This window comes from Meiothermus ruber DSM 1279 (assembly GCF_000024425.1).
GTDB classification, from domain to species: Bacteria; Deinococcota; Deinococci; order Deinococcales; family Thermaceae; genus Meiothermus; species Meiothermus ruber.
In genome coordinates this window covers 485,503-511,088 of sequence record NC_013946.1, presented here as the reverse complement: position 1 = coordinate 511,088, position 25,586 = coordinate 485,503, and the positions used below count along the sequence as shown (strand labels likewise).

Annotated in this window: 32 protein-coding genes; 4 read left to right on the top strand and 28 right to left on the bottom strand. The window is 66.5% G+C overall.

The window, feature by feature from the left end; all coding sequences use genetic code 11:
- Position 1: 1 nt before the first annotated feature.
- From MRUB_RS02690 to MRUB_RS02625, 14 genes are read right to left on the bottom strand one after another with little or no spacing between them, the layout of a single operon-like run.
- On the bottom strand, positions 2 to 1,630 hold the full coding sequence (locus tag MRUB_RS02690) for a hypothetical protein (protein WP_013012823.1): 1,629 nt from the start codon (positions 1,628 to 1,630) through the stop codon (positions 2 to 4).
- On the bottom strand, positions 1,630 to 2,586 hold the full coding sequence (locus MRUB_RS02685) for an ATPase AAA (RefSeq protein ID WP_013012822.1): 957 nt from the start codon (positions 2,584 to 2,586) through the stop codon (positions 1,630 to 1,632). Before MRUB_RS02685 ends, MRUB_RS02690 begins: the two co-directional genes overlap by 1 nt.
- Positions 2,559 to 3,026, bottom strand: a complete 468-nt coding sequence (locus MRUB_RS02680; RefSeq protein ID WP_013012821.1) for a lytic transglycosylase domain-containing protein — start codon at positions 3,024 to 3,026, stop codon at positions 2,559 to 2,561. The genes MRUB_RS02685 and MRUB_RS02680 overlap by 28 nt, the downstream gene beginning before the upstream one ends.
- Positions 3,011 to 3,562: an HD-GYP domain-containing protein gene (locus MRUB_RS02675; RefSeq protein WP_013012820.1), complete on the bottom strand. Its 552-nt coding sequence runs from the start codon at positions 3,560 to 3,562 to the stop codon at positions 3,011 to 3,013. The genes MRUB_RS02680 and MRUB_RS02675 overlap by 16 nt, the downstream gene beginning before the upstream one ends.
- Positions 3,543 to 3,869, bottom strand: a complete 327-nt coding sequence (locus tag MRUB_RS02670) for a hypothetical protein (protein ID WP_013012819.1) — start codon at positions 3,867 to 3,869, stop codon at positions 3,543 to 3,545. The genes MRUB_RS02675 and MRUB_RS02670 overlap by 20 nt, the downstream gene beginning before the upstream one ends.
- 2 nt (positions 3,870 to 3,871) lie before the next feature.
- Entirely contained in the window at positions 3,872 to 4,363 is a 492-nt protein-coding gene (locus MRUB_RS02665; protein WP_013012818.1) for a phospholipase D-like domain-containing protein, read from the bottom strand.
- The gene (locus tag MRUB_RS02660; RefSeq protein ID WP_013012817.1) at positions 4,350 to 4,562 is read right to left on the bottom strand and encodes a hypothetical protein; all 213 of its coding nucleotides are present in this window, start codon (positions 4,560 to 4,562) and stop codon (positions 4,350 to 4,352) included. Before MRUB_RS02660 ends, MRUB_RS02665 begins: the two co-directional genes overlap by 14 nt.
- Positions 4,549 to 6,834, bottom strand: a complete 2,286-nt coding sequence (locus MRUB_RS02655; protein WP_013012816.1) for a type IV secretory system conjugative DNA transfer family protein — start codon at positions 6,832 to 6,834, stop codon at positions 4,549 to 4,551. Before MRUB_RS02655 ends, MRUB_RS02660 begins: the two co-directional genes overlap by 14 nt.
- On the bottom strand, positions 6,831 to 7,055 hold the full coding sequence (locus MRUB_RS02650) for a hypothetical protein (protein ID WP_013012815.1): 225 nt from the start codon (positions 7,053 to 7,055) through the stop codon (positions 6,831 to 6,833). The genes MRUB_RS02655 and MRUB_RS02650 overlap by 4 nt, the downstream gene beginning before the upstream one ends.
- 12 nt (positions 7,056 to 7,067) lie before the next feature.
- A complete protein-coding gene (locus tag MRUB_RS02645; RefSeq protein ID WP_013012814.1) occupies positions 7,068 to 8,525 on the bottom strand; it encodes a hypothetical protein in 1,458 nt (485 codons plus the stop codon).
- Between the two features lie 10 nt (positions 8,526 to 8,535).
- Positions 8,536 to 9,906: a flotillin family protein gene (locus MRUB_RS02640; RefSeq protein ID WP_013012813.1), complete on the bottom strand. Its 1,371-nt coding sequence runs from the start codon at positions 9,904 to 9,906 to the stop codon at positions 8,536 to 8,538.
- Positions 9,903 to 12,440: a TraG/VirB4 family ATPase gene (locus MRUB_RS02635; RefSeq protein WP_013012812.1), complete on the bottom strand. Its 2,538-nt coding sequence runs from the start codon at positions 12,438 to 12,440 to the stop codon at positions 9,903 to 9,905. The genes MRUB_RS02640 and MRUB_RS02635 overlap by 4 nt, the downstream gene beginning before the upstream one ends.
- Positions 12,427 to 12,735 carry a hypothetical protein gene (locus MRUB_RS02630; RefSeq protein ID WP_013012811.1) on the bottom strand — a complete coding sequence of 103 codons (309 nt, stop codon included), beginning with the start codon at positions 12,733 to 12,735 and terminating at the stop codon, positions 12,427 to 12,429. Before MRUB_RS02630 ends, MRUB_RS02635 begins: the two co-directional genes overlap by 14 nt.
- The gene (locus MRUB_RS02625; RefSeq protein WP_013012810.1) at positions 12,735 to 13,076 is read right to left on the bottom strand and encodes a TrbC/VirB2 family protein; all 342 of its coding nucleotides are present in this window, start codon (positions 13,074 to 13,076) and stop codon (positions 12,735 to 12,737) included. The genes MRUB_RS02630 and MRUB_RS02625 overlap by 1 nt, the downstream gene beginning before the upstream one ends.
- A 54-nt stretch (positions 13,077 to 13,130) precedes the next feature.
- Between MRUB_RS02625 and MRUB_RS02620 the strand changes: the two genes are divergently transcribed.
- Positions 13,131 to 14,879, top strand: coding sequence for a hypothetical protein (locus MRUB_RS02620; RefSeq protein WP_013012809.1), 1,749 nt, complete (start codon positions 13,131 to 13,133; stop codon positions 14,877 to 14,879).
- Positions 14,845 to 15,429, top strand: a complete 585-nt coding sequence (locus MRUB_RS02615; protein WP_013012808.1) for a replication-relaxation family protein — start codon at positions 14,845 to 14,847, stop codon at positions 15,427 to 15,429. Before MRUB_RS02620 ends, MRUB_RS02615 begins: the two co-directional genes overlap by 35 nt.
- Before the next feature lie 48 nt (positions 15,430 to 15,477).
- On the opposite strand, the gene MRUB_RS02610 is transcribed toward MRUB_RS02615, so the two are convergent.
- Positions 15,478 to 16,311, bottom strand: coding sequence for a hypothetical protein (locus MRUB_RS02610; protein WP_244403986.1), 834 nt, complete (start codon positions 16,309 to 16,311; stop codon positions 15,478 to 15,480).
- Between MRUB_RS02610 and MRUB_RS02605 the strand changes: the two genes are divergently transcribed.
- Positions 16,298 to 16,561 carry a hypothetical protein gene (locus MRUB_RS02605; protein ID WP_013012806.1) on the top strand — a complete coding sequence of 88 codons (264 nt, stop codon included), beginning with the start codon at positions 16,298 to 16,300 and terminating at the stop codon, positions 16,559 to 16,561. The genes MRUB_RS02610 and MRUB_RS02605 overlap by 14 nt on opposite strands.
- Positions 16,562 to 16,633: 72 nt before the next feature.
- On the opposite strand, the gene MRUB_RS02600 is transcribed toward MRUB_RS02605, so the two are convergent.
- The 4 genes from MRUB_RS02600 to MRUB_RS02585 form a co-directional block, all read right to left on the bottom strand.
- Positions 16,634 to 16,873 carry a hypothetical protein gene (locus tag MRUB_RS02600; RefSeq protein WP_013012805.1) on the bottom strand — a complete coding sequence of 80 codons (240 nt, stop codon included), beginning with the start codon at positions 16,871 to 16,873 and terminating at the stop codon, positions 16,634 to 16,636.
- A gap of 16 nt (positions 16,874 to 16,889) precedes the next feature.
- Positions 16,890 to 17,528, bottom strand: a complete 639-nt coding sequence (locus MRUB_RS02595; protein ID WP_013012804.1) for a hypothetical protein — start codon at positions 17,526 to 17,528, stop codon at positions 16,890 to 16,892.
- A gap of 167 nt (positions 17,529 to 17,695) precedes the next feature.
- Positions 17,696 to 18,367, bottom strand: a complete 672-nt coding sequence (locus MRUB_RS02590; protein WP_013012803.1) for a hypothetical protein — start codon at positions 18,365 to 18,367, stop codon at positions 17,696 to 17,698.
- Positions 18,360 to 18,650, bottom strand: coding sequence for a hypothetical protein (locus MRUB_RS02585; protein ID WP_013012802.1), 291 nt, complete (start codon positions 18,648 to 18,650; stop codon positions 18,360 to 18,362). Before MRUB_RS02585 ends, MRUB_RS02590 begins: the two co-directional genes overlap by 8 nt.
- A gap of 186 nt (positions 18,651 to 18,836) precedes the next feature.
- Here MRUB_RS02585 and MRUB_RS02580 point away from each other — a divergent pair, with 186 nt between their 5' ends.
- Positions 18,837 to 19,094, top strand: a complete 258-nt coding sequence (locus tag MRUB_RS02580) for a hypothetical protein (RefSeq protein ID WP_013012801.1) — start codon at positions 18,837 to 18,839, stop codon at positions 19,092 to 19,094.
- 74 nt (positions 19,095 to 19,168) lie between these two features.
- Here the strand turns inward: MRUB_RS02580 and MRUB_RS02575 are convergent, their stop codons facing one another.
- From MRUB_RS02575 to MRUB_RS02535, 9 genes are all read right to left on the bottom strand, one after another.
- On the bottom strand, positions 19,169 to 19,678 hold the full coding sequence (locus MRUB_RS02575) for a hypothetical protein (RefSeq protein ID WP_013012800.1): 510 nt from the start codon (positions 19,676 to 19,678) through the stop codon (positions 19,169 to 19,171).
- 53 nt (positions 19,679 to 19,731) lie between these two features.
- On the bottom strand, positions 19,732 to 20,550 hold the full coding sequence (locus tag MRUB_RS02570; protein WP_013012799.1) for a hypothetical protein: 819 nt from the start codon (positions 20,548 to 20,550) through the stop codon (positions 19,732 to 19,734).
- 122 nt (positions 20,551 to 20,672) lie between these two features.
- Complete coding sequence (locus MRUB_RS02565; RefSeq protein ID WP_013012798.1) at positions 20,673 to 20,921, bottom strand: hypothetical protein; 249 nt, start codon at positions 20,919 to 20,921, stop codon at positions 20,673 to 20,675.
- The gene (locus tag MRUB_RS02560) at positions 20,884 to 21,240 is read right to left on the bottom strand and encodes a hypothetical protein (protein ID WP_013012797.1); all 357 of its coding nucleotides are present in this window, start codon (positions 21,238 to 21,240) and stop codon (positions 20,884 to 20,886) included. Before MRUB_RS02560 ends, MRUB_RS02565 begins: the two co-directional genes overlap by 38 nt.
- Positions 21,218 to 21,574 carry a hypothetical protein gene (locus tag MRUB_RS02555; RefSeq protein ID WP_013012796.1) on the bottom strand — a complete coding sequence of 119 codons (357 nt, stop codon included), beginning with the start codon at positions 21,572 to 21,574 and terminating at the stop codon, positions 21,218 to 21,220. Before MRUB_RS02555 ends, MRUB_RS02560 begins: the two co-directional genes overlap by 23 nt.
- Positions 21,575 to 21,866: 292 nt before the next feature.
- Complete coding sequence (locus MRUB_RS02550; protein ID WP_013012795.1) at positions 21,867 to 23,810, bottom strand: DUF927 domain-containing protein; 1,944 nt, start codon at positions 23,808 to 23,810, stop codon at positions 21,867 to 21,869.
- Between the two features lie 44 nt (positions 23,811 to 23,854).
- Entirely contained in the window at positions 23,855 to 24,796 is a 942-nt protein-coding gene (locus tag MRUB_RS02545; RefSeq protein WP_015586348.1) for a toprim domain-containing protein, read from the bottom strand.
- Entirely contained in the window at positions 24,756 to 25,166 is a 411-nt protein-coding gene (locus tag MRUB_RS02540; RefSeq protein WP_015586347.1) for a hypothetical protein, read from the bottom strand. The genes MRUB_RS02545 and MRUB_RS02540 overlap by 41 nt, the downstream gene beginning before the upstream one ends.
- Before the next feature lie 114 nt (positions 25,167 to 25,280).
- On the bottom strand, positions 25,281 to 25,535 hold the full coding sequence (locus tag MRUB_RS02535) for a helix-turn-helix domain-containing protein (RefSeq protein ID WP_013012792.1): 255 nt from the start codon (positions 25,533 to 25,535) through the stop codon (positions 25,281 to 25,283).
- Positions 25,536 to 25,586 lie beyond the last annotated feature (51 nt).

The following is a 25,586-nucleotide window of genomic DNA, read 5'->3' as shown; positions in this document are numbered from 1 at the left end:
TTCACCTCAGCAGGATGTTGTAGACCTCCGGCCCGAAGCCGGGGATGCTGACCCCGCTCACCCCCAGCCCCGGCGTTCCCCTGACCCTGGGAATCTCGTAGCCCTCGGGCACGCTCACCCAGCCCCAATAGGTGCGCTCGCCTGCGAAGGGGAGCACGTAGGGCGCTACCGGGATGGGCCGGGGCCAGTCCAGCGCCCCCGAGAGGGAGATGAAGGGCGGGGTGGGCAGCAGGCTGACCTTGATCCGCACCGGCACCCACCAGTAGAAAAGGGCCCGCATCCCCAGGGAGGCTGCCACCCCCAGCGGATTGCGGTCGGCACGGAAGTCCGGCACCGTGCTCACCTCGGCCCGGTTCCACACCTGGAAGAAGCTCAGGTAGCCGAAGCGCTCGTAGATGTAGGGATTGGAAGGGGGGAACCACCGCTTGAGCTCCTCCAGCCGCCAGGCCCCCGGGGCGTTCTTGCTGTTGATGAAGAGGTCACGTCCGACCAGCTTGCTCCCCTCGTCGGCGGCGGCCAGGGCCAGCAGGGCCCGCTCCATCACCTGCTCGTCCATCCCGCCGATCAGCCCGGAAAGCTGGTTGCTCACCGGGGCCAGGAAGGGCAGCCGGGCCAGGCCTCGCACCGCCTGGTAGTAGTACGCCGTCCCCGCCAGCCGTTCGGCCTCCGGGAGGCGGGGCAGGGCTTGCCGTAAGGTGCTCACGATGCCCTGGGCCTCGCTCACGAGGTTCTGGGGGGTGAGCCCGTCCAGCGTTCGCATCACCGGCGTCACCACCGCGCCCCCCTCGAGGACGTGCGCCTGCCAGGGCATGGGGGCAAAGACCCTGAGCTTTGTGGGGTTAGACAGGTCGGTGGGTACTCGAGGCCGCAACGCGGTGAGCACATCCTTCTGGTAGTCCGGGTAGTAGGCGCTCACCGCGTGGGCGATGCCGTCCGAGACCCGCTTCTGCGCCTCGGCGTCGTTGAACCACAGGGGCTCACCCCCCTCGTACCCCGGCGTGCACCAGGAGAAGCCGATAGCGTCAATGTCAATGCAGAAGCCGGGGACGTACATCAGGGGCAGGATTTGCAGGCTGAGGTCGTCGCAAAACTCCTCGTTGTCTAGCTGCGGAATGGGCCAGTAGGCATCCAGCATGTGCTGGCCCTGGGCGGCGGGCTGCGGCCACCCCAGGCCGGGATCAAACCCCTGAGGCACAATCCCCGAGGGCGTGTCCACCCGCACCTCCGGCAGAGGCGGGTTGAGGTCAGGCCCCTTGAGCCCGGCCCAGCAGTACACCGCGTAGAGCGCGGGGTTGTTGAGCCGGGTGATGGCGTGCCAGTAGTAGCGCTCCTCGAACCTCTGCCAGGCCCTCCGTAGGTCGCGGGCCACCTCCTGGGTGGTGGCGAGGTCGCTCATCGGCAAGCGCCACTCGTGGGCCACCGCCGGTTTGCCCCCCTCCTTCGCGGCCTGGTGCTCCTTCCAGCGGTCGGCCCGGATGACCTCTATGAAGGGCCACTTGAGCAGGGTGAGTCGGTCCAGCCGGTAGTCCGGTGCGCTCACCAGATAGCGCGTGGTCTCGGGGTAGCGCGGGTCCTGGGCCAAAGCAGACCCCAACCCCAGAAGAATGAAAACGGCCAGCATCCATCGCATCAATCCCACCTCCCCAGTCGCAAGCCCTCGGGTTCACCTCCCGCGAGCAGGGTGTCCAGGGCCTCGGCAAAGTCGGGGTACAGCACGAACTTCCCCTTGCCCCGCACCTCCAGGCACATGGCGAAGGACGGGCGGCTTCTGCGCTTCCCCTCCACCGGGTCGCCCAAAATGGGCAGCAGCACCGGGTTCTCCAGCAGGTCCAGGATGGTCTCGCCGTGGGCGGTGGCCACCACCCGCACCCCCCGGCGGCTCGCGGTAAGGCACTGGAAAACGTCCTCGTTGTAGCCGATTTCGTCGGCCACCACCACCTCGGGTGAGTGGTTGGCGATGGCCTGGTAGATGACCCAGCCCTGGTTCTTGGAGGGCGGGTCGGGCACCTGCAAGCGCCGGGCAGGGGAGATGCCGGGGTGGGTGAGCTTGCCGTCCCCCCCGATCTCGTTGCTGGTGTCCACCACCGCCACCCGTGGCCCGTAGCGCCCGGCCAGGATACGCACGATGTCCCGCAGCAGGGTGGTCTTGCCGGTGCGGGGCGGCCCCACCACCAGCAGGGAGCCGGTCTGCTCGAGCCAGGGCCGCAGGGCCTCGGCCACCCCCATCACGAAGCGCCCGATGCGGATGGTCACCCCTACCGTCTCCCCATAGGCGTCCTGGATGCGGGAAATGCGGTGCAGGGTGCCCTCCAGGCCCGCCCGGTTGTTCTCCTTGAACCCCCCCAGCCGGTGGGTCAGGTAGGAGAGGTCGTCCTTGCTCACCGTGCGCCCCTCCAGGACGTAGACCTGATCCGCTGCGGTGTAGATGAGGGGCTTGCCCAGATCCAGCACGATCTCGTCCAGGCTGTCCCGGTGCCCCTCCACCTCCACCCGCACCCACGGCGGCAGGCGTTCCATCAGGCGGGCGAACTCCTCGGGGAAGCGCTCGTGTACCCGCACTAGGCTTTTCTGTTCTGCTTCAACCACCGGTACACCCATAGCACGTCCCTCACATACTTCTGCGTCTCGGGGTAGGGAGGAATGCCCCTGTACCTACGCACCGCCCCCGACCCGGCGTTGTAGGCCGCCAGCGCCAGCCGCCAGTCCCGGAAGCTGTCCCATAGCTGCCGCAGGTGCCGCGCCGCTCCCCACAGGTTCCACTGGGGGTGCGAAAGCCGCTCCCTCGAGATGCCAATCGCCCTGCCCGTCGCGGGCATAATCTGCCCCAGCCCCACCGCCCCGTCGGGAGAGACCGCATCCGGGCAGAAGCGGCTCTCCACCCACACCAGGGCGACGAGCAAATCCGGGTCCAGCCCGTACCCCCTGGCGTAGTAGGCCGCCCACCCCGCCAGGTCAGGGGGGATGCGACCGCAAGCCAGCCCCCACGAGCACGAGGCCAGAACCAACAGGGCTAGCAGTCGGGCCATTCCACCTCCAGGTACTCCAGGAACAGCCCCGCTATTTGAGGGTCAAATTGCGTCCCGGCCCCCTGCCGGATTTCACGGCGGGCCTCCACCGGGCTCAATGCCTCCCGGTAAGGCCGCCCGGATCGCATGGCATCGTAGGCGTCCAGCACCGCCATGACCCGCGCGGAAAGGGGGATTTCCTCTTTTCCCCTTCCGAGGATGTACCCTTTCCCGTCCCAGCGCTCGTGATGCATCAGGGCTACGTCCTGCGCCGTCCGGCTGTATCCGTTCTTCGAGGCATGTTGCCAGGACAGGGCGACGTGAGAGCGCAGCACCTCCAGTTCGGACGCCTTGAGCGGACGCCGCAGCAGGTCGTAGCGGGGCAGGTACAGCTTGCCCGCGTCGTGAATCTGTGCCGCGTCTACGAACTCGCCCCACAGGCCGAAGCGGGTCGCCGCCCAGGAAGCCAACCACAGCAGCCGCTCGGAGTGGCCGCAGTTTTCCAGGGTGATCTCTCCTTGAGGGATGATGTAGCCCCTACCGGTTTGCAGCAGCATCGTTCTCCTCTTCCGCCACTATCCCGTAGCTGCCGGTCACATCTCCCGGAACCATGCGGTAGCCGGATATCTGGGTTGCGTCGTTCGAGCTCATCCGCTGCATCAGCAGCACCATCCGGGATAGCGCCGCTCGGGTAGCCCGTAGCTCCTCCAAAGCAGCGGCCTGCCAGAGCACCAGCACCCCCAGCAGCAAGAGCACCATGCCGAACTCGATCATGCTCCCCCGCAGGAGAAACGCCCCCGGCACCACGCCCGAGAGCCCCACGATCACCCCGACCCAACCTGCAATGCGTACAAATCGCTCCATACTCACCTCAAAAACCGTGCGCCGAGGCGCTGCACCAGCCCGTCAATGCGGTAGGGGCGGCCCACCGCGTAGGCGTCCACGAACTGCCGCACCAGGGCGGCTACCTGGGCAGGGTTCTCCTCCAGCCGGTAGACCGGCAACCCCATCCGCACCTCACGGATCAGCGCCACCCGGCGATCCACCACGGCGTAGTCGCCACGTGTGTAGGCTATCAATCTTGCCCCCGTCCCCTGGAGGATGGAAGCCCAGGGGAGGTAAGAGGCCCCGATCTCGGCGGTGTCCCCCCGGGTGAGGATGTAGCCCCTGGCCCCCCGCTCCGCCACCGCCACCCGGTAGCCCTCGGCTATTGAGCGGTCGTCGAAGACCGCCATCTCCAGCAGCACCTCGCTGCGAGCAGCAGCGATCAGCCGGGTCACCTCGGCTTCCGAAAGGCTCGTCTCGGCAACCGCCAGAGAGCTTAGGAGAAACAGCACCGTTAAGCTAAGCCGCAACATCCTCTACCCCCATTGCCCGGCCCATCCGCACCGCTTCTTCTCCCTCAGCCACCTGCACGGCTCGAGCCCCCTCGTATCGGAACACTCGGCCACCTTCGCCGGGAAGCCAGACGAAGCAGTGCCGCCGCTGCCTGTCCCACACCACCCAGGTAGCGTGCTCGAGCATCTGCCAGAACGCCTGCGCCTCAAGCCCTTGCATCGCCCAACGCCTCCAATGAAATCTCGACCCTCACCCGCCCCCCTTCCGTGGGAAGTTGTTTGGCGTACTCCCTGAGCACGGTCTCGGCTTCCTCCTCGCTCATATAGAGCAGGCTTTGGCGTTCCTGGTTCTGCCGCCGGGCCCACTCCCGCACCCGGCACCAGCGCACCAGGGCCGCCACGAAGGTCTTTTCCAGGGTCTCCAGGCCCTTGCTGGTGAGGTTGACCGAGAGTTCCTCTTTGCCCCGCACCTCGATCCAGCCCTCCCGCACCCAGGCCGTCTCGGGTGGGGGGAAGCCCGCGGGCAGCACGAAGCGAATCCCGGTGGTGGTCTTCTTGTGGTAGTAGCGCTGGAAGACCGGCAGGGTGGAGGCCAGTCGCCGGATGTAGGCTTCCAGGCTGCGGGGATCGCTGGCCTCCTGCACCAGAGAACGCTCCTCTGGCTGGAGCTCGACGGGCTGGCGTTCAGGCTCAGGCTGGCGCTCTTCCACGGAAGAGGAAGCAGGCCGGGGCTGGGGTTCGGCGTAGGCCCTGTCCCGGGCGGCTCCCGCCCGCACTGCCGGGACAGCCTTCCGGGCCTTCTCGTAGAGCCCATGCAGGGGGTGTTTTTTCTCCCACATCCCCCCCAGGTAGGTGCGCACCGGCGGCTTGCCGTCCAGGATCACCACCGTCTCGCCTTTCTTCACCTCCCGCATCTCCTCGGCGGAAAGCAGGAAGCGGGCCTCCTCGCGCTCGCCCTCCCCCTCGCTGCCCGAGAGGAAGCCCATTTTGGAGGCGCTTCTGGAGTATCCCACCACGGTCTCGTACCCCAGCGTCCGGGCCAGCCATTTGCGGTCTTCCTCCGAGAGGCGCTCGAGCAGATACACCTGCTGCCCGAACGTCCCCTGGATGCTCTCCCACACATCCCGCCCATATACCGAGCGCCCGTTGGCCAGGTTCTGCACGCTCACGTGGAAGGCCGCTCCCCTGCTGCGCATGGTCTTGAGGTTGTCCTCGATGCCGGGGAGCTTGCCGAAGGCGGTGAACTCGTCGAGGTAGACCGAGGTGAGCGCTTTAAGCGTCCCCCCGTTCCGGGCAGCAGCCCGGTGGATTTCCCGGTCCAGGATGCGCTTGACCAGCCACAAGAGGGCCGTGGCCTTGCCCCCTTCCAGGTGCTCCTGGGGGATGCCGATGTAAAGCAGGCTGGGCTCGCTGAACAGGCGAGGCCAGGGCACCGCCCCTGCACCCGGCAGGCTCGAGCGATCCAAATGGTCGTTCTCGAAGAGGGCCAGCCTGCCTGCCAGCCCTGCCACCACCCCGGCGATGATGTCCTCGCGGGTCTGCATGACCGCTCCGATCCGGTCCTTCAGATGTGGGCGGACTTCGGCGTAGGCTTTGATCTCCTCCTTGCCCTGGCGCAACAGTTCGAGGATGTGCCGCAGGGAGTAGCGCCCTTCCTGCCCCTCCACCCATATCAACCCGGCCAGGAGCATCCGCTCGAGGTTGGCGTAGAACTCCGCCCCCCCGTCGGCCAGGCGGGGCACGATGATGTCCGCGATGTTGCTGGCTTCCTGGGGGTTCTCCGCACCTTCCAGCAGGGCAATGCGGGCCGAGCCCGGCGCGAAGGGCGTGTAGGCATACACCGCCCGCCCGAAGTGGCTGTAGTAGCGTATCGCCTCCATCAGCCCGCCCTCGTCGGGCCACTTGAGATCGAAAACGATGGCGCTCCAGCCGTCCCGCGCGTCGAGCAGCAAGTTGGGCTGGTAGTAGCCGGTCGTTTTGCCCCCGCCGGGCTTGCCCACCACCAGCGTCCCGGTGCGCCGCTCCATCGAGGGCACCCTGAGCGGCTTCCCCTCGAACAGCCCGTACCAGCCGGTGCCCTCCCCTAAGTAACCCTTCAGGTCGCTGGCGCTGGCCCACCGCCCCTGCCCCGGCAGCTTGCGCGGGCGGTGCGGGCGGATCAGGAAGGGGATCATCCCCAGGACAAACCCCCCGGCCACCACCATCCGCAGGGTGTCCAGGGGCAGGGCCTTCTGCCACAGGCCGTTCATGACCTCCGTGCAGTTGCCGGTCAGGTCACCGTAGCAGCGCAGGATCAGCTCGGCAGGGCTCGACGCCTTCAGCGCGGCTCCCCACCCCGCCCGCAGCATCCCCTGGGCCACCTCCAGCGCGGCCTGCCATCCAACCCCGAAGGCCAGGGCCAGGGTGGAGAGCATTACCAGACCTCCCAGAAACCGCAGGAGCTTCTGGGAGGTGGGCACTTCGAGCAACGACTGCCGCCGGGTCACGCTCATAGCCGCTCCGCCAACCTCCGGGTGGCCGCATCCAGGGTGCCGTAGACCCGCTCGAGCACCCGTCCATCCACCTCAAGCTGCCACAGGCCCACCTCCTTACCGGCCCGGCCCGGGCTCTCCAGCACCGCCTCCACCGCCCGCACCACGCAGTCGTGGTTCTGGTGGGTGAACCAACGTCCTACCAGTTGCTTTCCTTCGATCAAGTCCGATACGTTCAACATATCTCCCTCACGTTAGCTATCGCTGGACGCTGGAGGCAGACCCCGTGGCGAGGGGTTGGGCAGTTCCCGCACCGGCCTCCACTCGCCCTCAATCACGTCATCCCCGTAGCGCTGGATAGAAGAAGAATAGGGCTGCATCTCGTAGGCCGCCGGGCGGGGCAGCGATCCGCCTCCGGCGGGCAGGGCCCCAGGGCTTCCACCGGCGGGCAGGGCCCGTTCTCCTGGCAGTACAACGGTACGCTCCGTACCGGCTCCTCCACCGCCCCCTGCACGCCCGGCGTAGATCCGTCCGCCCAGGCTCGAGGTGCCGAGCATCTGGCGCACGCCGGTAGCAACGAAGCCCCCGACGAAGCTCATCGCCACCCGCTCGACGTTGAACAGGATGTAGGCCGCCGCCGCCATCCCTGCCAGCAGCAGGATGATCCCCAGCAGCCAGGCCGTGATCACCGTCTGCAAGGCCTGCAAGGCCAGGCTCAGGTCGGTGCGTACCGCATCGAACTTGGCCTCCAGCGCACAGAAGGGATCGACAATAAGGCACTTTTGGGACTGCTTGGCCTGCTCCAGCGCATCCTCGCTTTTCTCCTTGACCGCTTCCAGCCGATCCACTGCCTGATCCACGTAGGCGTTGACCTGGTTGACCGGGCGGTTGATACCGATCTCCACCGCCGCCTTGAACCCCACCGGCAGCAGAACCACGATGAGCAGGGCCCCCATCATGGCCGCCACCCACTTGCCAAACCAGTCTGCCGCCGAGCCCTTGGGGAAGACCAGCAGCGCCGCCGCCAGCGGGAACAGCGCCACCCCCACCTCCACCGTGAACGAGGCCACCACGATCAGGATGAAGAAAAACAGCATCAGCGGAATGAGCAGCAGCGTGGCCCAGTTGAGGTATTGCAGCACCTTGGACGAGCCCGCGCTGGTGCCCGAGGCGACGGATCGGGTCGTAGCGTTCTTGGCCGCATTCTCGGCGGTTTTCGCGGTCATTACCTTGACCGCCCCCACCGCACCCATGAAGGGTACCACCCGCATCGCCAGCGCATCGAGGCTATCCCCCGCATCGGACAGGGTAGCCGCCACCGAGTCGGTGCCCCGCTCCCGCGCTGCGGTCATGGCCGCATCCAGGGTGTTCCCCACGAACCCGCTCGTCCACAGCGAGAGCATCAGCCCTGCCACCGCCAGCCGCACGAAGGCCCCCTTGATGGCCTCCAGGCCTCCGCCCAGGATGCCCTGCACGATGCCGTAGACGAAGCCCAGCATCACCAGGGCCAGTGCCAGGGCGGAAATCCCCCGTTCCAGCCGGGCTATGTCGCGGCTGATGCTGTTGAGCCAGCGCGAGATGTCGAAGACGGTCTGAAGCAGGTTTTGCTGCTGTGCCGTGCCGCTGGGGGGCGGCACCTGCGGCTGCTCGGCCAGGGCCGGCCCGCTCACCAGCAGCAGCACCAGGGTCAACAGAACAGGAATCCAGCGCACAAAAGCCCTCCTATGGACGCAAGCAGGTGATGTTCCCATCCGCCCCCGGCCCCAGCACCCCATCCGGGCAGGCCACCGTGCGGGAGAGGGTTGCCAGCATCCGCAGGTTGGCGGTCTGGCTCTCGGCTTCCTCGCTGACCTGGGCCATCGTGCGCTCAACCTCGGCTTTCCAGGATTCGATCTCGTCGGCGCGACGCTCGAGCTCAATCTCAATCAGGTTGGCGATTTGCCGTGTGGTGTAGGCCTGCTGGGCGGCGCTCTGCCGCACCGCCCCCACCACGTCCTGGGTGTTGGTGAGGTTCTGCCGCATGATCTTGGCCTGGGCGTCCACCAGGATCTCCAGCACCTCCCGGGTGGAGTTGGCCTCCCGCGCCCGCCGCACCACCTGCTCGGCCTCCCCCTCCTGCGAAGGCAGGGGGTTGGTCACCTGGAGCGCCTTGGCCAGGTCATCCTGGGTCTGGTTGGTGGCGGCTTCCACCTGCTTCTCCGCTGCGGCGTTGTTGGCCTCTACCTTGGTTCGTAGCTGGAGAAGCTGCTCCTTCCGTTGCAGGCTGCCGAGCTCGGCCATCAGCAGGTTGGGGTTGAGCTTGATGGCCTCCACCGCCCACCACGAGGGGCTGCCGTTGGGGTAGGGGTTGTTCCTGATGGCGTCCACCTGTTTTTCCCGCACCCGGGTCATCCAGTTGGACACCTTCGCCACCATCTGACGGTAGCTGCGCCTGATGGCAAGGAAATCCTGCTCGAGTTGATCCGCCTCGACGTTGCCCCTGGCCAGCCCCATCTCCGCCCCCAGCCCGTTGACCAGGTAGCTCACCCCGGTAATGAAGCCCTCTCGCTTGAGCATGTCAAAGTCTTGCCGTACCTCATCCCACATCCCCACCGCCCGATCCAGCGTGCGGTAGAGGGTGCATACCCAGCGCACGCTCTCCAGGCTGAAAGCATTGACGGTGGCGCAGGCGGTGCTGCCCCACTGCTGCACCTGGTTCCACAGGGCCTCCAGGGCCGGTGGGTTCTGCGAGGGCGGCTCCGCCGCCGGATCTACCACCACGCTGAAGAAGATGGTCTTTGCCCCCACCGTAAGCCGGGCCGGGCTCGAGCCGCTCGGGGTGTTGGCCGCTGCCGTGAACACCACCTCCACCGTGGCGTTTTTCCGGGGGTCGCTCACGGTGATGCTGGTGGGGCTGTAGGTCACCCCGGCAGGCAGGCCGGTGATCCCGATGGCGAGCGTGCCGGTGAAGCCCTCCGACAGCACCGCCAGGGTGGACTTGGCGCTTTTCCCCGGTGCCACGCTCACCGGGGTCGGGGAGAGGTCAATGTAGTAGTTCTGCGCCAGCCCCATCCCCGGAAGAAGGAAAAGCAGGTTCAAAAACAGCCTTCTCATGTTTTCTCCTCCCCATAGGCCAGCGCCCGCACCGCCCGGATCACGTCGCCGTAGCGCTGCACCGCCGCCCGCCGCCGCGCCACCTCGCCCTTGTCCGTGGTGAACATCCAGTAGTCCACCGGGTTGGGCCGCACCACAATCACCTCGCCCTCCCGGCCCTCGCCGGTGCGAATCCAGGCCAGGCCTTCCGAATACACCCCCTTGACCCCGGTCAGCCTGGCGTGTACCGCAATGGCCCGGTCGGGCATCCCCAGCACGTCGCGCATCACCGCGTGCTCGGCATCGCTGCCCGAAAGGCGCAGCAGGAAGTGGAAGCTGGTGTTCTGCAAAAGCGCTTTGGGGCCCTCCCCGGCGAAGTCTGCGAGGCTCTGGGTGATGCTCCAGATGCCCCCGCCCAGAAAGCGGAAGCGCCGGTAGAGCTCCTCGATCAGTTGCGAGGCATACGGGCTTTGAAATACTTTCCAGGCCTCGTCCAGCACCACCAGCACCCGCCGCCCCTGCCCCTTCTTGGCCCGCTTCCACACCAGGTCGGCGATCAGGAGCGTGCCGATCACCTCCAGGTCGTCCTTCAGGCCCTCGAGCTCGTAGCACACCACCCGCGCCCGGGCCAGGGGGACGCTGGTAGGCCGGTCAAGGAACTGCCCCTTGGGGCTGTCACCTACCCAGGACTGAAGCCGCAAGGCCAGCTTGCGGGCGACTTCCTTCTCCGAGGGAGAGGCCGGGCGGCTGCCCACCTCGTCCAGCAGCACCAGGGTTTGCACCAGGTCAGAGAGTCGGGCCCCCTGGTAGACCTTGCGGTACGTGCCGTCCGGCTGGGGCAGGTCGGGGCTGGCCCGCTTGTAGGTCTGCTCGATGGCCGCTTCCAGGATGGCGTTCTCCACCGCCTCCTCGGTGCGGTCGTCCCCCGCCGGGAGGATGGCCCGCAAAAAGCGCAGCACGTCCTGGAGCTTCTCCGGGCTGGGGGTGTGTTCGCCCTCGTCCAGGTCGAACATATTGACCGCCGTCTCCCCGCCGGGGCGGATGTCAATGAAGGCCCCTTCAAAGGCCTCCACCAGCGCCTCGTAGTTGCGTCCCCGGTCGAGGATCACCACGTCCACCTCGTTGCGGCGCAGCAGTTCGGAAAGAATGTATTGTGTGAAAAAGGTCTTCCCCGAGCCCGATCCGCCCGCAATAATCCCGTTCCAGTTGTTGGTGGTAGGGGTAAAGGGGTCTATGCGGGTGAGGGAGAGGAAGCGGTTGTGGAAGAGCGCCACCGGCTTCTCGTGCCCCTTCCAGGCCCCGGTGAGGGGGATCAGGTCGGCGGCGTTGGATTCCAGCAGGCTCACCACCTCGTCGCTCATCCCCCCGCTAAACGGGGCCCGGCTCTTCCAGGGCTCGAAGAGGCCGTTCTTGAGCTGCCGGAAAGGGTTGCCGGGGATTTCCGACAGCCGCCCCACCACCTGACTCGCCCGGCGCTCCAGGGCCTCCCGCTCCTTTTCGATCAGGATCAGGGCTACCCCCACCCGGTACACGTGGTCGCCCGTCTGGGAGATGTGCTGGATGGCCCCCTCGGTCTCCCGCTGCCCGACCAGGATGTTGGGATCAACGTAGGTCTCGGTGTTGGCGCTGGCGGCGTAGAACCGCCTGGCCCGCGCCTTGAGCGCCTTCAGGGCCTTCTCGTAGGGCTCGTGGTAGACATCCACCACCAGGTAGAACTCCCCCCCTCCGGCCAGGGCCAGCACGTCCCCCATCTCGGTATAGGTCTCGTCGGGGATGGTGTAGAGGGTGAACATGCTGGCCCACTTTCCCCCGATGTAGAGGGCGTCGCGGTGGGAGTTGTCCACCTCGCTCCGCACCAGTTGGGTGCGCAGGGTGGGGGGCCTGAGCCCCGGTATCTTCTCCACCGCACTGCGGGGGTAGCGCTGCCAGGTGGGGCGGTAGCGGGGCACCCCGGCCTGCCGCATCCCGGGGTTGAGGTAGCGGTAGGCCAGGCCGAAGACCTCCTGCGAGTCCATCTCCTGCACCGCCACCCCCCGCCCCTTGGCAATCATGCGGATTCGCTCGCGGATCTTGCCCCCCTCCTTGACCCGCTCGGCCAGCTCAGCCTTGCCAAACGGCAGCCGCCGGGGGCGCTTGTTGCCGTAGAGCACGGTAAGGAAGGCCCGCCGGGTCATCACCTGCCCTCTGGCCCACAAATCGCTCCAGAACCTGTAGCGTTCGTTCTGCAAGAAGCGGGCGGTAGGGTGGGATGGGTCGAAGGCCCTCCCATACGCCTCCACGGTTTCCTGGGGAGCCGGGGCCGCCTCCACCACCAGCCGGGCTCGTGCCCCCTGTGGCACCCCGTTCCTGAGCACGCTCCGCACCATGTAGAGGAGGCCCTCGAGCTCGTTCTGGGATAGGAGCAGGGTGGGGCGGAGCAACAACTCCACCCCCACCTCGCACCGCCCATCCTCAAGAAACATCGCCCCGTCGTGGATCTCCCAATACGGAAACTCCTCGGTGAGCGAACGCTCCCGAGGCCGGTTGAGCAAACTGGTAGGACTATTCGTGGTCATTGCGAATCAACAGCGGTGTGGTCTCCTGATCCTTTCCCGGCGTATAGCGGTCGCTCTGCGTGAGCCACAGCGCCTCATGCAAAAGCGAAGCACCCGGGTAGCGCTCCCGCAGCTTCTCCGCCGCTGTCAGCGCCAGGTAGCCGGTCAGGGCCCCCGAGAGGAGCCCTGCCGCCGGATGCACCCCTTCCATGAGGCGCAGGCCGATCACGAACCCCAGCCCGATGACCGGGAGTTGCCAGAGTTCCAGCCCCACGATGGTGATGGGCTGGTAGAGGCGGTACACCCGACGACGCATCAGGCGCAGCCCGTACCGGAAACGAAAATCCGCGCAAACGAAGGGGCCGCCGCCAGGATCACCCCGCCGATAGCCGCCCCGATCATGATCGGCACGGCCTTTTTCCCGCCGATCATCAAGCTGATGCCGCCGATGGCGAACATGATGACCACCAGCGCCAGGCCAAAAGGGCCGCGCAGCGCATTGTAGATGTTGCAGATGGCGATGGTCAGGTTGTTGAACGCTTGTTCAGCCTGGGCGTGGGCCACGTTGCCCATCCCCACCAGCACCAACCCCATCAGCAACCCGCGAACCTCCGGCAGAGCCGCCAACCGTTTAGCCAAAATCGCCGCTTTGTGCATTCTCTCACCTCAACGATTTTTTATTACCCATTGTGGGCAATATAATATTACCATATGCGCCTTGACCCAGAGGTAAAAAAGCAGGTGGAGGCTGCGCTGAAAAATCCAGTCCCTCCGCCCACCGACCCGGCCTTCGACGAACTGCTGCTCCGCTTGCGTAAAGAGAATCCTGAACTGGCGGATCTGCTCGAGTCGGGGGTGCTCTTCGACGACCTGCCCACCCCGGAAGAGGAGACCGCCCGGGCGGTGGCACGACGTAGCTTCTTCCTCTCCCTCAAGCACCGGCTGCTGGATCGCTACGACGAGCTCACCGGGGAGTGGGTGCCCTCCCGCCCCAAGCAGATTGCGGTGGGCTTTCTGGGCCTGGTGGTAGCCACCTCCCTGTGGTTTGCCCTCTCCACCCGGGAGACCAAGGCCGCCCAGGGCGGCCTGCCGCTGCCGGTGGCAACCGCACCCAAACCGACCCCCGCTCCAGAGGCTCCCTCCGCACCGGAAACCACCCAGACCCAGGCCGGGAGCACCGCTGCCCAGGACAGCCCCACCGCTCCCGGAAGCGAGCCGGGGAACGCTCAGGGGAACGCTCAGTCGTCCGCCTCGGACTCCTCCAGCGTGCCCCCGCCTCCCTCGGGCTACTCTGAGGTGCCACCCCCTCCTTCAGGGTATCCGGCTTCCACCCCTCCGACGGGTACTTCAACCACCGGCGGCGTAACGCAACCGGCCCCGCCCCAGCCTCTCACCCTCTACGCCGCCAGCCCTGGGGCGGTACAGCCTGCATCCGGTGGTAGCACCACCGCACCCACCACCGGCTCCAACACCAACACCGCCACCCCTGCGTCGTCCCAGCCCCTCACCCTTTACACGGGTGGGGGGAGCCAGGGAGCGCAGCCCCTCACCCTGAGCCGTCCGGCGGCTCCATCCGCCTCCGGGCCCTCCTCCCGCCCCATCACCGGGAGCGTGGCCGAGGATGTGGCGGCGAGCCTGCAAGGCCAGCCGGTGCCGTCCGCCTCTGCCAGCGCCAGCAACGCCCCCGGCGGCGGCCTGACCCTCAAGAAGGAAACCCAATCCACCTTCGCGGTGCGCTCGGTGGAAGGCCAGGGCGGGCAGGGCGGTAGCTTCTACCTGGTGGGAGGGCCCCAGGCCCAGGCCCCGGTGGGGACGCCTCCAAGCGCGGCTGCGCCCTCCTCGGTGCCGGGCTTCCCGGCGCAGGCCCCGGCTTTCCCTCCGGCCCAGCCCTCCGCCCCGGCGGCTGCGGCCACCCCTCCAGCGGCTCCCTACACCCTGGGCACCCGCCTCAAGGGCCGCCTGGGGGTGGGGGTGCTCATCGCCGAGGGGACGCCGGGGGCAGTAGCGATAGACGCCGAGGACGGCTCGACCTGGGTGGGGGAGGTCACTCTGGATGAGACCCGCCGCCTCAAGGGGAAGCTCACCCGGGTCATCAAGGATGGCCGGGAGTACGCGGTCAGCGCAACCCTCCTCGACGCCGAGGGGACGCTAGGGGTGGCAGCTAAAGTGCGTGAGGAAGCCCCCTCCATCGCCGCCGACCTGATCCGGGGGTCGTTGCGCGGGGTGAGCGATTACGTCACCGCCGCCTCCCAGGCCAAGAGCGTGACTGTGCTGCCGGGCGGGGGTGTGGCGCAGTCCTCGCAAACGCCCCCCCTCGAACTATTCATGGCCGGAAGCCTGGCCAACCTGTTTGCCCTTCAGCAGGACAAGAAGGCGGTAGTACGGGTCGCCCAGGCCGAGAAAGGAACGGAGGTGGTGATCCTTGTTGTTCCAGGTCAAGACGCCGCTACGGGGAAGTGAGCGCCGGGAGATCCTCGAGCGCATCCGTACCACCATACGCTGCGACCTGGCCCTCAGTGAGGGCCAGTTGTTGCGTCACTACGGGGTGGTTCCCTCGGAGAAGGAGGCCCACGAGATGGGCCTCTTCGTAGTGCGGGCGGTGCTGAACCCCTCGCACCACGCCAACCGGCTTATGGAGGTACGCTTCTACACCCCTTACCTCTGGGTCAGCCGCCTGGGGCCGCCCCTGCTGCGCCACCTGGCCGGGGTGGGGGAGATGCGGCACATCCTGGGGGCTGCGGTGGGCGACTGGCGTACCGACACCCACCGCATCCACTACCGTGAGCAACCCGATGCCTACTGGTACAGCAGGCTGGGCCCCTTTGCGATTGAATACGACGCGGGAAGCTACTCCCTGGGCCTGCTCCAGCGCAAGGTGCAGACCTTTGCCCTGCGCTTCGTGGGGCAGTATTGGGGCGCTCCCACGGAAAGGAAGGCCGCCAGCCTGCGGGAGAGGCTGGCCCCCTTCGGGCTGGATGGACGGTTCGTGCTGGCTGCGCCCTGGTGGTAGTCCCTTGCCCCCTTCGGGAGCCTGGGGTCACGCGGGCGGGGGCAAGATTCAGGCCCCCGCCTCCGCCCACACCAGGGGGCGGGGATCGTCAAAGGCCAGCATCACCGGAATCGGGCCGCCCACGTCCACGACCGCTACCGCCTGGGGGCACTCCCCCTCCTCCTTCCACCGGGTCATGGTCCGCTCCACCACCAGCCGGGCGCTCTCCTCGAGGGTTCGCCCCTGGGCAATGACCCGCAGCCGGGGCGTCACCACCTCCACCAGGCGATGGGGTTCTGGGGGGAGCAGCCTCGGTTCCTCTCGCGGGGTATAGCCCTCGGCTTTCAGTATGTGCACCACCTGCCGCAGGGTCTCGCCCGGCGTGAGCAGGGGGGGTGCATCCCTGAAGCCCTCCTTCAAGGGCCTGCCGCGCACCCACGGCAGGCGCTCCACTTCGAGCATATCGACTATACCGGTGAGCCAGACCAGCGGCTCTTCCAGGCTCCACACCACCAGCGCCGCTTCCGCCCTCTCCTTCTCCAGTACCGATAGACGCCGCCGGTAATAGTCCAGATGTTCCTGCATAAAGCGTTGGTGCGGTGGGGGGACTGCTTCCAGGGCAGCTTCCAGCGTGGGCCGGGTGAGGGCTCCGTCTGCTGCTTCCGCCTCGAGCCCATACCGCTCGGCCACCATCCGCACACCGCTGGACAGGCTGCGATCAAAGAGGTCAGTTAATTCTGCTCGCATCTTTGCTATCATCTTACTTGAGCGGGTCAGCTCGAGCACATTGAAAACCGGTTCTGGCCGTCCGGCGTTCCAGGGAATCCGTCGCCTTCGCGCGAGGGTTCCCTGGGCCAGGGGGAGCTTTTCGCGCAAGAAAGGAGCAACAATGCGCCTTGTCATCCTTGCCGAAGAGCCCCCGGCGGAGCTGCGGGCTCAGTTAACCTTCTTTGAGGTATGCACCGAAGAAAAACTTCTGAGCCTCACCAGCCTCTACCCGGTCAAGGCAGCGCCCCGGGTCCTGCCCTTCCTCCGCCTTTGTGGCATCGAGGCGAGTGAGGTGGGGAAGTCTGTCCGCTCAGGCGACCTCGTTGCCTGGCCCCTGCCAGAGCGCCCTGGCCGGAACTCTCGCTGGATGCTGATGCTGGCCTAGCTCGTCCGTCCTTCCCTTCCGAGGATAGTCCTTATCTTCGGGAGGTTCTTTTTTGCCCTTTCTTGCCCCCCCTCACTCCTCACCATTAACTTCCGGGGGTAAGATTTCGCTCACCGGTCTTACTTCCAGACCCCCCTCCCGCTCCATCCGGTCAAACCGCTTCGGGTAGGGGTGGTAGACCCGCACCCATTCCGCCTCACCCTGCTTGCTTCGGCTGTACCATCCCATGCGCTTGAGGGTGTTCTTGAGGCTGCGGGTGCTGTACGCTCGCAAGCTCGTTATCAGGATCAACCGTTCTCCGTCCCGGCGCATGAAGGCGATGCGCCCCCTATTTTGCCCGAAGCTCCCGCAGCTCTTCCTTCCCCCAGCCCAGAGCCTCCCGGCTGCGCTCGAGCAGCGCTTCGGGTAGCTCCGGCAGGCGTTCTTTGAGTGCGGCAAAAGCCCGCTCGAAGGGTTCCTGCCGCATTCCCAGGTCGAGCCCTACCCGGCTTCCAAACCGCCAGGCTGCCAGCCAGAAGACCCAGGCGTTCTCCGGGGTGGGTTCGGCGCGGCAGAGCGGGCCGCCATCTTTGGCAGCCCCCAGAAGCCCGGCCCTGTCCAGCAGGCCAAGTCGCGCAAGGTCGGCCTGCCACGCTGCCCACGCCGCCTCGGGAAGTTGCAGGGGCCGCCACAGGTAGAGTGGGGTATCCTCCAGGTCGAACTGGCGGGCTATCTCCTCCCGGGATACCGCCACCCGCACCGGCAGCCCTTCATAGGTTCCTTCGACAACCAGGACACCTTCTTCAAGACCTACCAGCCGCCCTTCCAGAACACCCCCGGCCTCCTCGCCTTTATAAACGGGCAGCCTCACCGGCCTGGGAGAAGGGTCGCTCACAGTGGCCCGGTCAAGTTCCGCCGTGACGCCTCGAGCGAGCCATGCTTCAATCTGGTCACCTGTCAGGAAGCTGGGAAACACTGCCACTCGCACTGTATTCCTCCTATTTAGTAACTCACCTTACGCGGTCAGTTGTGTTTTGATCTGCTGTAGTTCTTGAAAAGCAGCCCGGCTGGCAGCCAGATAGAGCTTGGCCTTGAGATCCTTTGCAACTTGCATTGCCCCTCCTTCTCCGGGGGGTTCTTTTTTGCTGTGCAGGCCTATGCCACCGCCCCTCCCCACACGAGGGGGCGGGGATCGTCAAAGGCCAGCATCACCGGGAGGGGGCCTCCCACGTCCACCACTGCCACCGCCTGCGGGGCCTCCCCCTCCTGCTCCCAGCGGGCCCGGTTACGCTCCACCAGCAGCCGGGCGGTGTCTTCCAGGCTCCGCCCCTCGGCCACCAGCCGCAGCCGGGCCGCTACCTCGACTGCCAATTGGTCGGATTCAGGGGGCAGCAGCACCGGCTCCTCCTGTGGGGTAAAGCCCTCTGCTTGCAGGATATGGGCAATCTGTCGCAGGGCCTCCTGCCGCGTGAGCACCGGCGCATCCCGGAAGTCTTTCCGCAGGGGCCGGCTCCCGACCCAGGGGAGCCGCACGAGGTCAGGCATCTGGCCCAGGCCCATCATCCGAACCAGCGGCTCTTCCAGGCTCCACACCACCAGCACCGCCTCTGCCCCTTCCTTTTCCATGACCGAAAAACGCCGCCGGTAGTAGTCCAGGTGCTCCTGTACGAAACGTTGGTGCGGTAGGGGCAGCACCTCCATCGCCGCCTCGAGGGTGGGGCGGATGATGGCCCCGTCCGCCGCCTCGAGGCCGTACCGCTCACCCATCATCTTCACCCCCTCGTTGAGGGCGTGGTTGTGAAGCTGGTCTAGCTCCCCTCTAGCCATCCAGGTTGATCATCCCGCTCACGTTCTGTCCCTCCCACCGGCCCGCGACCCCTACCAGCCGCAACCCTGCGTGGGTATCCGTCAGGAGCCTTGCCCCTTCCAGGAAGCCTACCGTCTGTCCCTCCTGCACCACCGCCACCGGCGGCAGGGGCTTCCCATCCTCAAACGCCTCGAGCGGAAGCTGCGCTTGCAGCCTGCCCGCCGCCCACTCCTCGGCCTCGGCCCCGCTCATGGGCCGGTCAGGGTACAGGGTTACCAGCACCACCTTATCCGCAACTTGCATTGCCTTTCCTCCTCCTCTTACCATGATAGGCGAGGGATTGCCTCAGCGTACCTTGAAAGCGTGACCTTGGAACGGGTTCTCTCCGCAAGACCCGGCCCAGGCACATCGGCAACAGGTCTCTTGTCCAAAAAGACGAAGAGACCCTGTGCTTGGCGGCCCGGGCCTCTTCGTCGGAAAGGAAACTGCGTGTACAAGGTTACCACGTTCAGGCTGCTCAACGCCAGGGGTGTAAAGGTCATCAGATTTACCGACCTCAGCGACAGCGCTGGCAGGAAACTGCTGGATCGTGGAGCGATCTTTGACCGCTCCACCGCCGACCTTGCAGAGGAAGTGAGCGTCTCCGCCATCGAGCCGGTAATAGTGGAGGAACACGAGTTCCTCCCGGGCGATGAGATTCTCATCCCAACCGCTAGAGGTTGGTTTCTAGGCCGAGTAGCTGAGTAGCCCTCAGTCCTTCTTCTCCTCAGAGACGATCCTTTTCTCTGGGGGGTTCTTTTTTGCCTGCTCTTACCCCTCCCTTACTCCTCAGCATCCACATCCGGGGGCAAGATTTCGCTCAGCGCCCTCACCTCCAGCCCCCCCTCCTTCACCATCCGGTCAAACCGCCTGGGGTAGGGGTGGTACACCCGCACCCCCTCGGCCTCTCCCTGCTTCCTGCGGCTGTACCATCCCATGCGCTTGAGGGTGTTTCTGAGGCTGCGGGTGCTGTACGCCCGCAAGCTGGCAATCAGCATGAGCCGCTCCCCGTTGCGGCCCATGAAGGCGATCCGCCCCCGGGGGTTTCGCCCCACGAAGCGCCAGCCCTCCCGCTCGGCAATCCGAATCGCCCGCCGCAAGAGCACCGCATCCGCCACCGCCGTGGCCCTGGGGCGGTAGAAGCGGGTCATGGAGAGCACTTCGACCCGCCCCCTGGGGCCCACCACCACCGCCCGGCCAATGACCGTAGGGACTATCACCAGATACTTCCGCTTGACCAGATCGTAGAAGGTGGCGCGAGGTATTCGCTCAAGCACCTCCTCCACCAGCATCGGCCCTCGTAGGTGGAGACTACAGATGAACCGCCGGTGCTTCTCGGCCAGACTCATCGCCCCTCGAGCTCGATCCGCGTACCCGCCATCACCGAGCGCTTGAGGGCGAATTGCCGCCCGCTGCCGATCTCCACCAACCCCCACTCCAGCCCGATCTCCCCGGCCCGGGCCCCCTCCAGCGTGATGAGGCCCGAAAGGGCCTCACCGGGGTTGACCAGGGTCTTCAGAGGCTCTCGCTTGAGGCTGTAGGAGAGCCGGTTGCCGCCCTGGGTGATCACCAGCCTTCCGGGGTCCGCCGCCAGCGTGCGGTTTCCCCGGTTCTCCAGGGTGAAGAAGATCGTCACCGTGCCCTTCCCATCCGAGGGCACCTGGGCGGTGGTGGTAAACCGCACCGCCTCCGGGTTCAGAGGTGCGCTCTGCGGCGGCTGTGCGGCCTGCGGGGCCGGGCTGCTCGGGGCCGGGCTCGCCGGTGGGACGTAGGCGCTCGCCGGTGCGCTCACGCTGCTGCGCCGGGAAAGCTCGATCACATAGCGCCGGGGCCCCACCCCCGGCCCGATCTTGAGGGTGAAAAGCAGGGTGCGCCCGGCCACCTCCACCACCAGGTCGGTCTGCCCGGCCTTCTGGGTGGCCGAAACCAGGATGCGCGGCCCGGCGCTCTCCACCCGCAGAAGCTCGCCCTTGGCCGAGGCCAGGGTGCTCACCGTGTCCCAGAAGTCCAGCACCGTGGTAAAGCCGGGGCTGACCTCGATCACCCCCGGAACCCGCGTGAGGTCATCGGCGTAGTAGGTCTTGAGCACCGACTGGCCCATCGCCAGCGGCGTGAGCAGCATGAACACCAGGGCCAGTTGTTTGCAATAACTTATTACCTTCATACAGGCATTATATGACAACATCCTGTTACCGAGAATGCCAACACACTCTGTCACCAAAAAATGAACCGCCCGGCCTCCCGGGGCGGCCTCAGCTTGTTGCGACGTTATCTTAGGATCGCCCGCTAGAACGGCAGGCCATCCTCCGCTTCCCCAACGAACTCCTGGTGGGCCTCATCCGCTGCCCGATCCGCCGCCCAGAAAGCCTCGTCAAAGCTGGCGTAGCTTCCGATCACCGTTTCCCTGCCGTCCTCAGCGCGGTGCACCGCCTGGAAGGTGTGAATATTCGGCTGGCGCACAAACCATTCACCCAGGCCCCGATACGACCGGAACACCTCACGCTCGCCAATCATCCCGTTCAGCTTCAAGATCAAGCCCGTCCACCTCCTTATCGCTCACCCCACGCGGTCGGCCCAGCCGCCACACATAGTAGACCCTGGAACCTTCTTGTATTTTCTCGAACTGCACCCGGCTCTTCAACAGCCGCTCCTCGAACCTGCCCTCGGCCACAAGCTCGTAGAGGGTACGAAAGCCCTCCCGCTCCCGCACCCGCACCTCCCGCCACACCTCCCCCCCGGCCTCCACGGGCCTCGAGAGGAAAAGCTCGGCATCGTGGCAAGCCCTTACCACGATAGCCCCTGGCGGCATCCTGAGCGAGAGCGCCACGATTTTAGCCCGAGGACGGATCAGCATAGCATTCCTCGGAAAGGGAAACCCCCGGCCCCTTTGGGAATACCCGCACCACCCGCTCCAACCGGTCAGGCCAGACCCCCAGGATTTCCACCACCCGGGCCTGGGGCCAGCCCGCCTCGAAGCGCTCGAGCAACTCCCTCAACCACCCCTCCAGGCTTTGCTGCGGCATCCCCGGAAACCGGGCGTGGGCCTCCAGGTCGGCCTCCTCCGGCACCAGCAGCGCCCAGTAGACCACCTCCCCGTCCACCAACCACCGCAGCCTGCGACACCCCAGCCCCTTTAGCTTCGCCGTCACCTCCGGCACCATCCGTAGCAGCACCCCCCAAGGACTCATCGCACCCTCCGTTCAGAACTCCCAACACTCCCAACACCTCTTCCCGCCGAACCGCCCTTTCCACTTCCTGAACAGCATTTTCCCACCATCTGCCGATGTAGGGCCAGTCCTCCCCCCACCTCCCACTTCATTAGCCTCTTTCCCCGTGCTGGACGTGATTCCGGTGCGTTGGGAGAAAATCGCCGTTTTTGCCCCTGCAAGCCGCCCCTTCTCCCAACGCTTTTTCGTCGTCCAGCACGCAAATCCATCAACCTGTTGGGACTGTTGGGACTCCTGGCGATAGGACACCCCACTAGAGTTCCACCTCATACGCCCCCACCTCCCCCTCGCCGTTGGGACAAACTGAACTCCCAACAGCCGGTTTTCTCCCAACGTCTTTTGTGTCGTCCAGGACAGTATTTTGCCCCATGTTGGGACTGTTGGGAGTTTTGGCGAGGACACCCCCTGGAATTTGCACCACGTCACGGGTCGTGCCCTGAATCCGCACCCCCACCCCGTAGCGCACCCGCCCACCCCGCTGTTGCGAGCGGATCACCCCCCGCTCGCCCAACCGCTTCCACAGGGTGCGGGGGGTAGGGAGCGGCTCCCCGCTCTCCGCCGCCAGGCGGTTCAGCGCGGCGTAGGCGGCGGTGGGTTCCAGGTATATGCCCTGGGCATCCACCCAGCCCACCAGCGGCCCCTGGGGCACCCACCCGTCCGCCCGGGCCTGCCAGCCCCACCGCTCGGGTTCGGCAGGGGGGGTCTGGGCGTCATGGCGGTTGCCCAGGTGGGCCCGCCCGCTGCTCAGGAGCCCCAGCACCAGCGGGATGAAGCGCTCCACCGGGTTCATGTCGCTCTGGTAGCCCTGCTGCGCCTCCCCCACCTCATGCAGGACGGCCTCCACCTCCCGCGTGAACCGCTCCGCCTCCGCCGGGGAGATGACCCCCACCTCGAGCCAGTAAGCCCGCACGATCTCCCACACTGCCTGAAGCCGGGCCAGGGCGTCGGTGGTGCGTCCGTGGGCGGCTGGATAGCATGAGCGCAGCTCGCCGGTGCGAAGCCGCACCTGCTGCCGCACCCCCTCCAGCCGCCCGGCCAGCCAGCGCACCCAGGCGGCCAGGGCCAGGGGAAACCCCGCCGCCTGGTTTTGCAGCCGGGTGAGCGCCTCCAGGTTCACCTCGCCCGGGGTTAGCTCGAGGATCAGGCACCGCGCCCGCACGCTGTGGCCGGGGGGCAGATCCTCGCCGGTGACCAGCAGGCTGCCCCGGGGGGCCCGGTCGGGCTGCATCCGTCCGTCCGAGCGCATCCGCGCCCGCCCCGTGGCGTTGCCCTGGTTGCGCAGAATCCGGGCGGCCTTACCCTGGAGCTCCTTCTGCTTGCCCTCATGTCCGGTGGGGGCGTAGTCGTCAATCAGCAGCAGGGCATCCTTGGCCGCGAAGGCCAGGGCCTCCAGGGCGTTCGCCGTGCCCTCCCAGTTCGTCGGCGGGTGCGGGGCAGTGTGCCCCCACAACGCCTGCACCAGCAGGGCCAGGCTGGTCTTGCGGGCCCCGGTCAGCCCGGCAACGTACAGGCTGCCCAGCGGGTGGTTGATGGGTGCTCCCAGGGCATAGAGCAAAAGGGGCCAGGTGACCCGCCGGGGGCCTGCCTCCAGCATTGCCAGCAGCCGCCGGTGCGCCTCCGGTTCGGCCTCGCCGGTGGGCGGTTGGGGCAGGGCGAAGCCGCTCAGTTCGGGGGGGAGATCCACCTCGAGGCCCTCCACGCTGCCCTCCGGCCCGATGCCGCCCCCGGCGTGCAGGTACACCCAATCCCCGCCCTGCCGAACCCAGCCGGTGTGGGCGTAGACCGTGGCCTGCTCAGGGGTGCTCAGGTGTTGGATGGCGGCGCGAAGATGGTCTTTGACCCCATGTCCCGGCGTCACGATGGCCCGGGCCCCCCACTCCCGCACCGGCCAGTGCATCGCAGCAAACTCGCTCGAGCGCACCCGGGCGGACGGAAGGGGGCCGGCTGCGGTGGAGCCCTCGAGCTCGAACAGCAGCTCGTCCTGCACCCCATCCGTGTAGCGCACCTCCCGCCGGATGCGACAGGCAAAGTTGCAAAGCGGCACGTAGACAACAGTCCGATGCTCACCCCGCCCTTCCAGCCGGGCCATCTCAATGCGCCCTTGCTGGATGCGGTAGCGGGGATGGCCGGGCAGAACCTCCTCAAGCTCTACCGGGCTTATAAAGTCTTGATGTACGGGTGGTATACTCTTGACCATACAGAACTCCTTTGCATCCCACCTGGCGGGGTGGGGTGTATTTTTTATTCCTGCAACAGTTGCCCGGCCAAACCCTGCTGCCCCCACCGGGCGGCGTATTCACAGGCGTCGAGTCCGCCCTCCAGGGGTTCCAGGACAAACATCGCAACTCCCCCAGCCTGCCCTTCCTCCTTCCAGCGCTCTATCGCCCTGCGTCCGCCGGGGTCTCCGTCGGCATAGAGGTAGACCCGGCGGCCTGTCAGGCCCTCCCAGGGCACCCGGCCCTCCACGCCGGGAATGCCCAGCAGGTCGGCCCGACCCTCCAGGGCAAACCAACTGGTGATGGCGTTGAGCTCCCCCTCCATCACGATCACGGGTCGGCCTGCATCCTGCCCGAAACCGGGGGAGTACCAGGCGGGCGCCCCTCGCTCGGGGGTCAGGTAGCGGTAGCGGAAACCCTCCCTGGGCTCGCGCAGCCTGGCCTTGATGGCCTGCACCTCCCCGGTGGGCCCCAGGATGGGGATCACCAGGTCACCCTGACGGCTCTTGCCCAGCCCCACCCGCCGGGCCTGCTCGAGGGTGATGCCCCGTCCGCGTATGGCCTCCTCGTCGAGGCGCTGCTGGGCCGCCTCGAGGGCCCTCCTCTCCGTCGGGGTAAGGCCCCGCACAGGGCGGGGGCTTGCTCGGCATTTGATGCTGGCCTCATGGGTCACGGCCCCGCCGCCGCTACCGGCCCGGGCCTTGAGCAATGCCGCCGCCGCCTCCTTGCTCATCCCCGCCTTGAGAAGCAGGTGAAAGGCATTGCCGCTCTCCCCGGTGGCGTGGTCTTTCCAGAACCACACCCCCCGCGCCTGAAAAAGCGAAAGCGAGGGGTGCGTGTCCCCCCGCCACACCGCCCGACAGATGCCCGCTTTCCCTGGCCTGGCCCCCGACTCCGGCCAGAGTTCGGCCACCAGCGCAGGCAGGTCAACGTCCTCGATGGACTGGGTCAGGGCGTCCTTCGTCATCGGTTTCTTCCTCCAGCTCGTGGCAGAGCACCTCCAGGCTCTCTCCGCGCCAGACCTGAACCTCAAGCCACGCCAGCCCCACAGACACCAGTAGCCGCCCGCCCATTTCAATGCCCAACGCCTGACAGACACAGCGGGCCCTGCCGGTCATCTCCAGCAACTCCCGGATCGGGTCAGGGAGCAGGGCCAGCGGGTGCAGCATCATCCCCATACCTTCCAGTTCGACGGCGATATCCGGCGCAGGTCTGGTGTCCGGGAGTCGTGCCAACATCCCCTGAGCAAAGCGCAGCAGTTCCGTGATCCTGCCCGCAGGAAGGCTCAACGCCAAACCCTTGTGGCGGGGTATCAGCAAAAACAGGTCTCTCTCCATTTGCATAGTGTTCTGGTGCGCCCTGCGCACCCTGGTTATCTCCTGACGCTAGCACAATTTCCAGGGCTCGCCGGACAAGATGAGAAAAATCTCCACTTTCGCTGTAGTGACGCACTAAGCGGATGCGTCGTCGCTGGGCTGGCATTCGAACTCCTCCGCGATCCGCATCAGCAGGCGTTCCTCGCTCACACCCAGCCGCAGTGCCAGCGCCCTGGCCAGCTTGCGGCTGCATACCAGCGAGGGCCGTCGCACCTCGCCCCGCTCGTACTTTGTCAGCAGCGAAACGGTGATCCCTGCTTCCACCGCCAGCGCCTCCTGGCTGAGGCCCGCCTGCTTCCTCAACCGGCGAATAATGTTGGGGCGCTCCATAGGTTTGATAGTAATATATTACCTTCTATAAGACAATATATTACATGCAAT

Excerpts from the sequence above, each read along its gene's own strand:
- MRUB_RS02690 (WP_013012823.1), bottom strand. The coding sequence starts at position 1,630 with ATGCGATGGATGCTGGCCGTTTTCATTCTTCTGGGGTTGGGGTCTGCT.
- MRUB_RS02680 (WP_013012821.1), bottom strand. The coding sequence starts at position 3,026 with ATGGCCCGACTGCTAGCCCTGTTGGTTCTGGCCTCGTGCTCGTGGGGG.
- MRUB_RS02675 (WP_013012820.1), bottom strand. The coding sequence starts at position 3,562 with ATGCTGCTGCAAACCGGTAGGGGCTACATCATCCCTCAAGGAGAGATC.
- MRUB_RS02670 (WP_013012819.1), bottom strand. The coding sequence starts at position 3,869 with ATGGAGCGATTTGTACGCATTGCAGGTTGGGTCGGGGTGATCGTGGGG.
- MRUB_RS02665 (WP_013012818.1), bottom strand. The coding sequence starts at position 4,363 with ATGTTGCGGCTTAGCTTAACGGTGCTGTTTCTCCTAAGCTCTCTGGCG.
- MRUB_RS02660 (WP_013012817.1), bottom strand. The coding sequence starts at position 4,562 with ATGCAAGGGCTTGAGGCGCAGGCGTTCTGGCAGATGCTCGAGCACGCT.
- MRUB_RS02655 (WP_013012816.1), bottom strand. The coding sequence starts at position 6,834 with ATGAGCGTGACCCGGCGGCAGTCGTTGCTCGAAGTGCCCACCTCCCAG.
- MRUB_RS02650 (WP_013012815.1), bottom strand. The coding sequence starts at position 7,055 with ATGTTGAACGTATCGGACTTGATCGAAGGAAAGCAACTGGTAGGACGT.
- MRUB_RS02640 (WP_013012813.1), bottom strand. The coding sequence starts at position 9,906 with ATGAGAAGGCTGTTTTTGAACCTGCTTTTCCTTCTTCCGGGGATGGGG.
- MRUB_RS02635 (WP_013012812.1), bottom strand. The coding sequence starts at position 12,440 with ATGACCACGAATAGTCCTACCAGTTTGCTCAACCGGCCTCGGGAGCGT.
- MRUB_RS02630 (WP_013012811.1), bottom strand. The coding sequence starts at position 12,735 with ATGCGTCGTCGGGTGTACCGCCTCTACCAGCCCATCACCATCGTGGGG.
- MRUB_RS02625 (WP_013012810.1), bottom strand. The coding sequence starts at position 13,076 with ATGCACAAAGCGGCGATTTTGGCTAAACGGTTGGCGGCTCTGCCGGAG.
- MRUB_RS02620 (WP_013012809.1), top strand. The coding sequence starts at position 13,131 with ATGCGCCTTGACCCAGAGGTAAAAAAGCAGGTGGAGGCTGCGCTGAAA.
- MRUB_RS02605 (WP_013012806.1), top strand. The coding sequence starts at position 16,298 with ATGCGCCTTGTCATCCTTGCCGAAGAGCCCCCGGCGGAGCTGCGGGCT.
- MRUB_RS02610 (WP_244403986.1), bottom strand. The coding sequence starts at position 16,311 with ATGACAAGGCGCATTGTTGCTCCTTTCTTGCGCGAAAAGCTCCCCCTG.
- MRUB_RS02600 (WP_013012805.1), bottom strand. The coding sequence starts at position 16,873 with ATGCGCCGGGACGGAGAACGGTTGATCCTGATAACGAGCTTGCGAGCG.
- MRUB_RS02590 (WP_013012803.1), bottom strand. The coding sequence starts at position 18,367 with ATGGCTAGAGGGGAGCTAGACCAGCTTCACAACCACGCCCTCAACGAG.
- MRUB_RS02585 (WP_013012802.1), bottom strand. The coding sequence starts at position 18,650 with ATGCAAGTTGCGGATAAGGTGGTGCTGGTAACCCTGTACCCTGACCGG.
- MRUB_RS02575 (WP_013012800.1), bottom strand. The coding sequence starts at position 19,678 with ATGCTGGTGGAGGAGGTGCTTGAGCGAATACCTCGCGCCACCTTCTAC.
- MRUB_RS02570 (WP_013012799.1), bottom strand. The coding sequence starts at position 20,550 with ATGAAGGTAATAAGTTATTGCAAACAACTGGCCCTGGTGTTCATGCTG.
- MRUB_RS02560 (WP_013012797.1), bottom strand. The coding sequence starts at position 21,240 with ATGCTGATCCGTCCTCGGGCTAAAATCGTGGCGCTCTCGCTCAGGATG.
- MRUB_RS02555 (WP_013012796.1), bottom strand. The coding sequence starts at position 21,574 with ATGAGTCCTTGGGGGGTGCTGCTACGGATGGTGCCGGAGGTGACGGCG.
- MRUB_RS02550 (WP_013012795.1), bottom strand. The coding sequence starts at position 23,810 with ATGGTCAAGAGTATACCACCCGTACATCAAGACTTTATAAGCCCGGTA.
- MRUB_RS02545 (WP_015586348.1), bottom strand. The coding sequence starts at position 24,796 with ATGACGAAGGACGCCCTGACCCAGTCCATCGAGGACGTTGACCTGCCT.
- MRUB_RS02540 (WP_015586347.1), bottom strand. The coding sequence starts at position 25,166 with ATGGAGAGAGACCTGTTTTTGCTGATACCCCGCCACAAGGGTTTGGCG.
- MRUB_RS02535 (WP_013012792.1), bottom strand. The coding sequence starts at position 25,535 with ATGGAGCGCCCCAACATTATTCGCCGGTTGAGGAAGCAGGCGGGCCTC.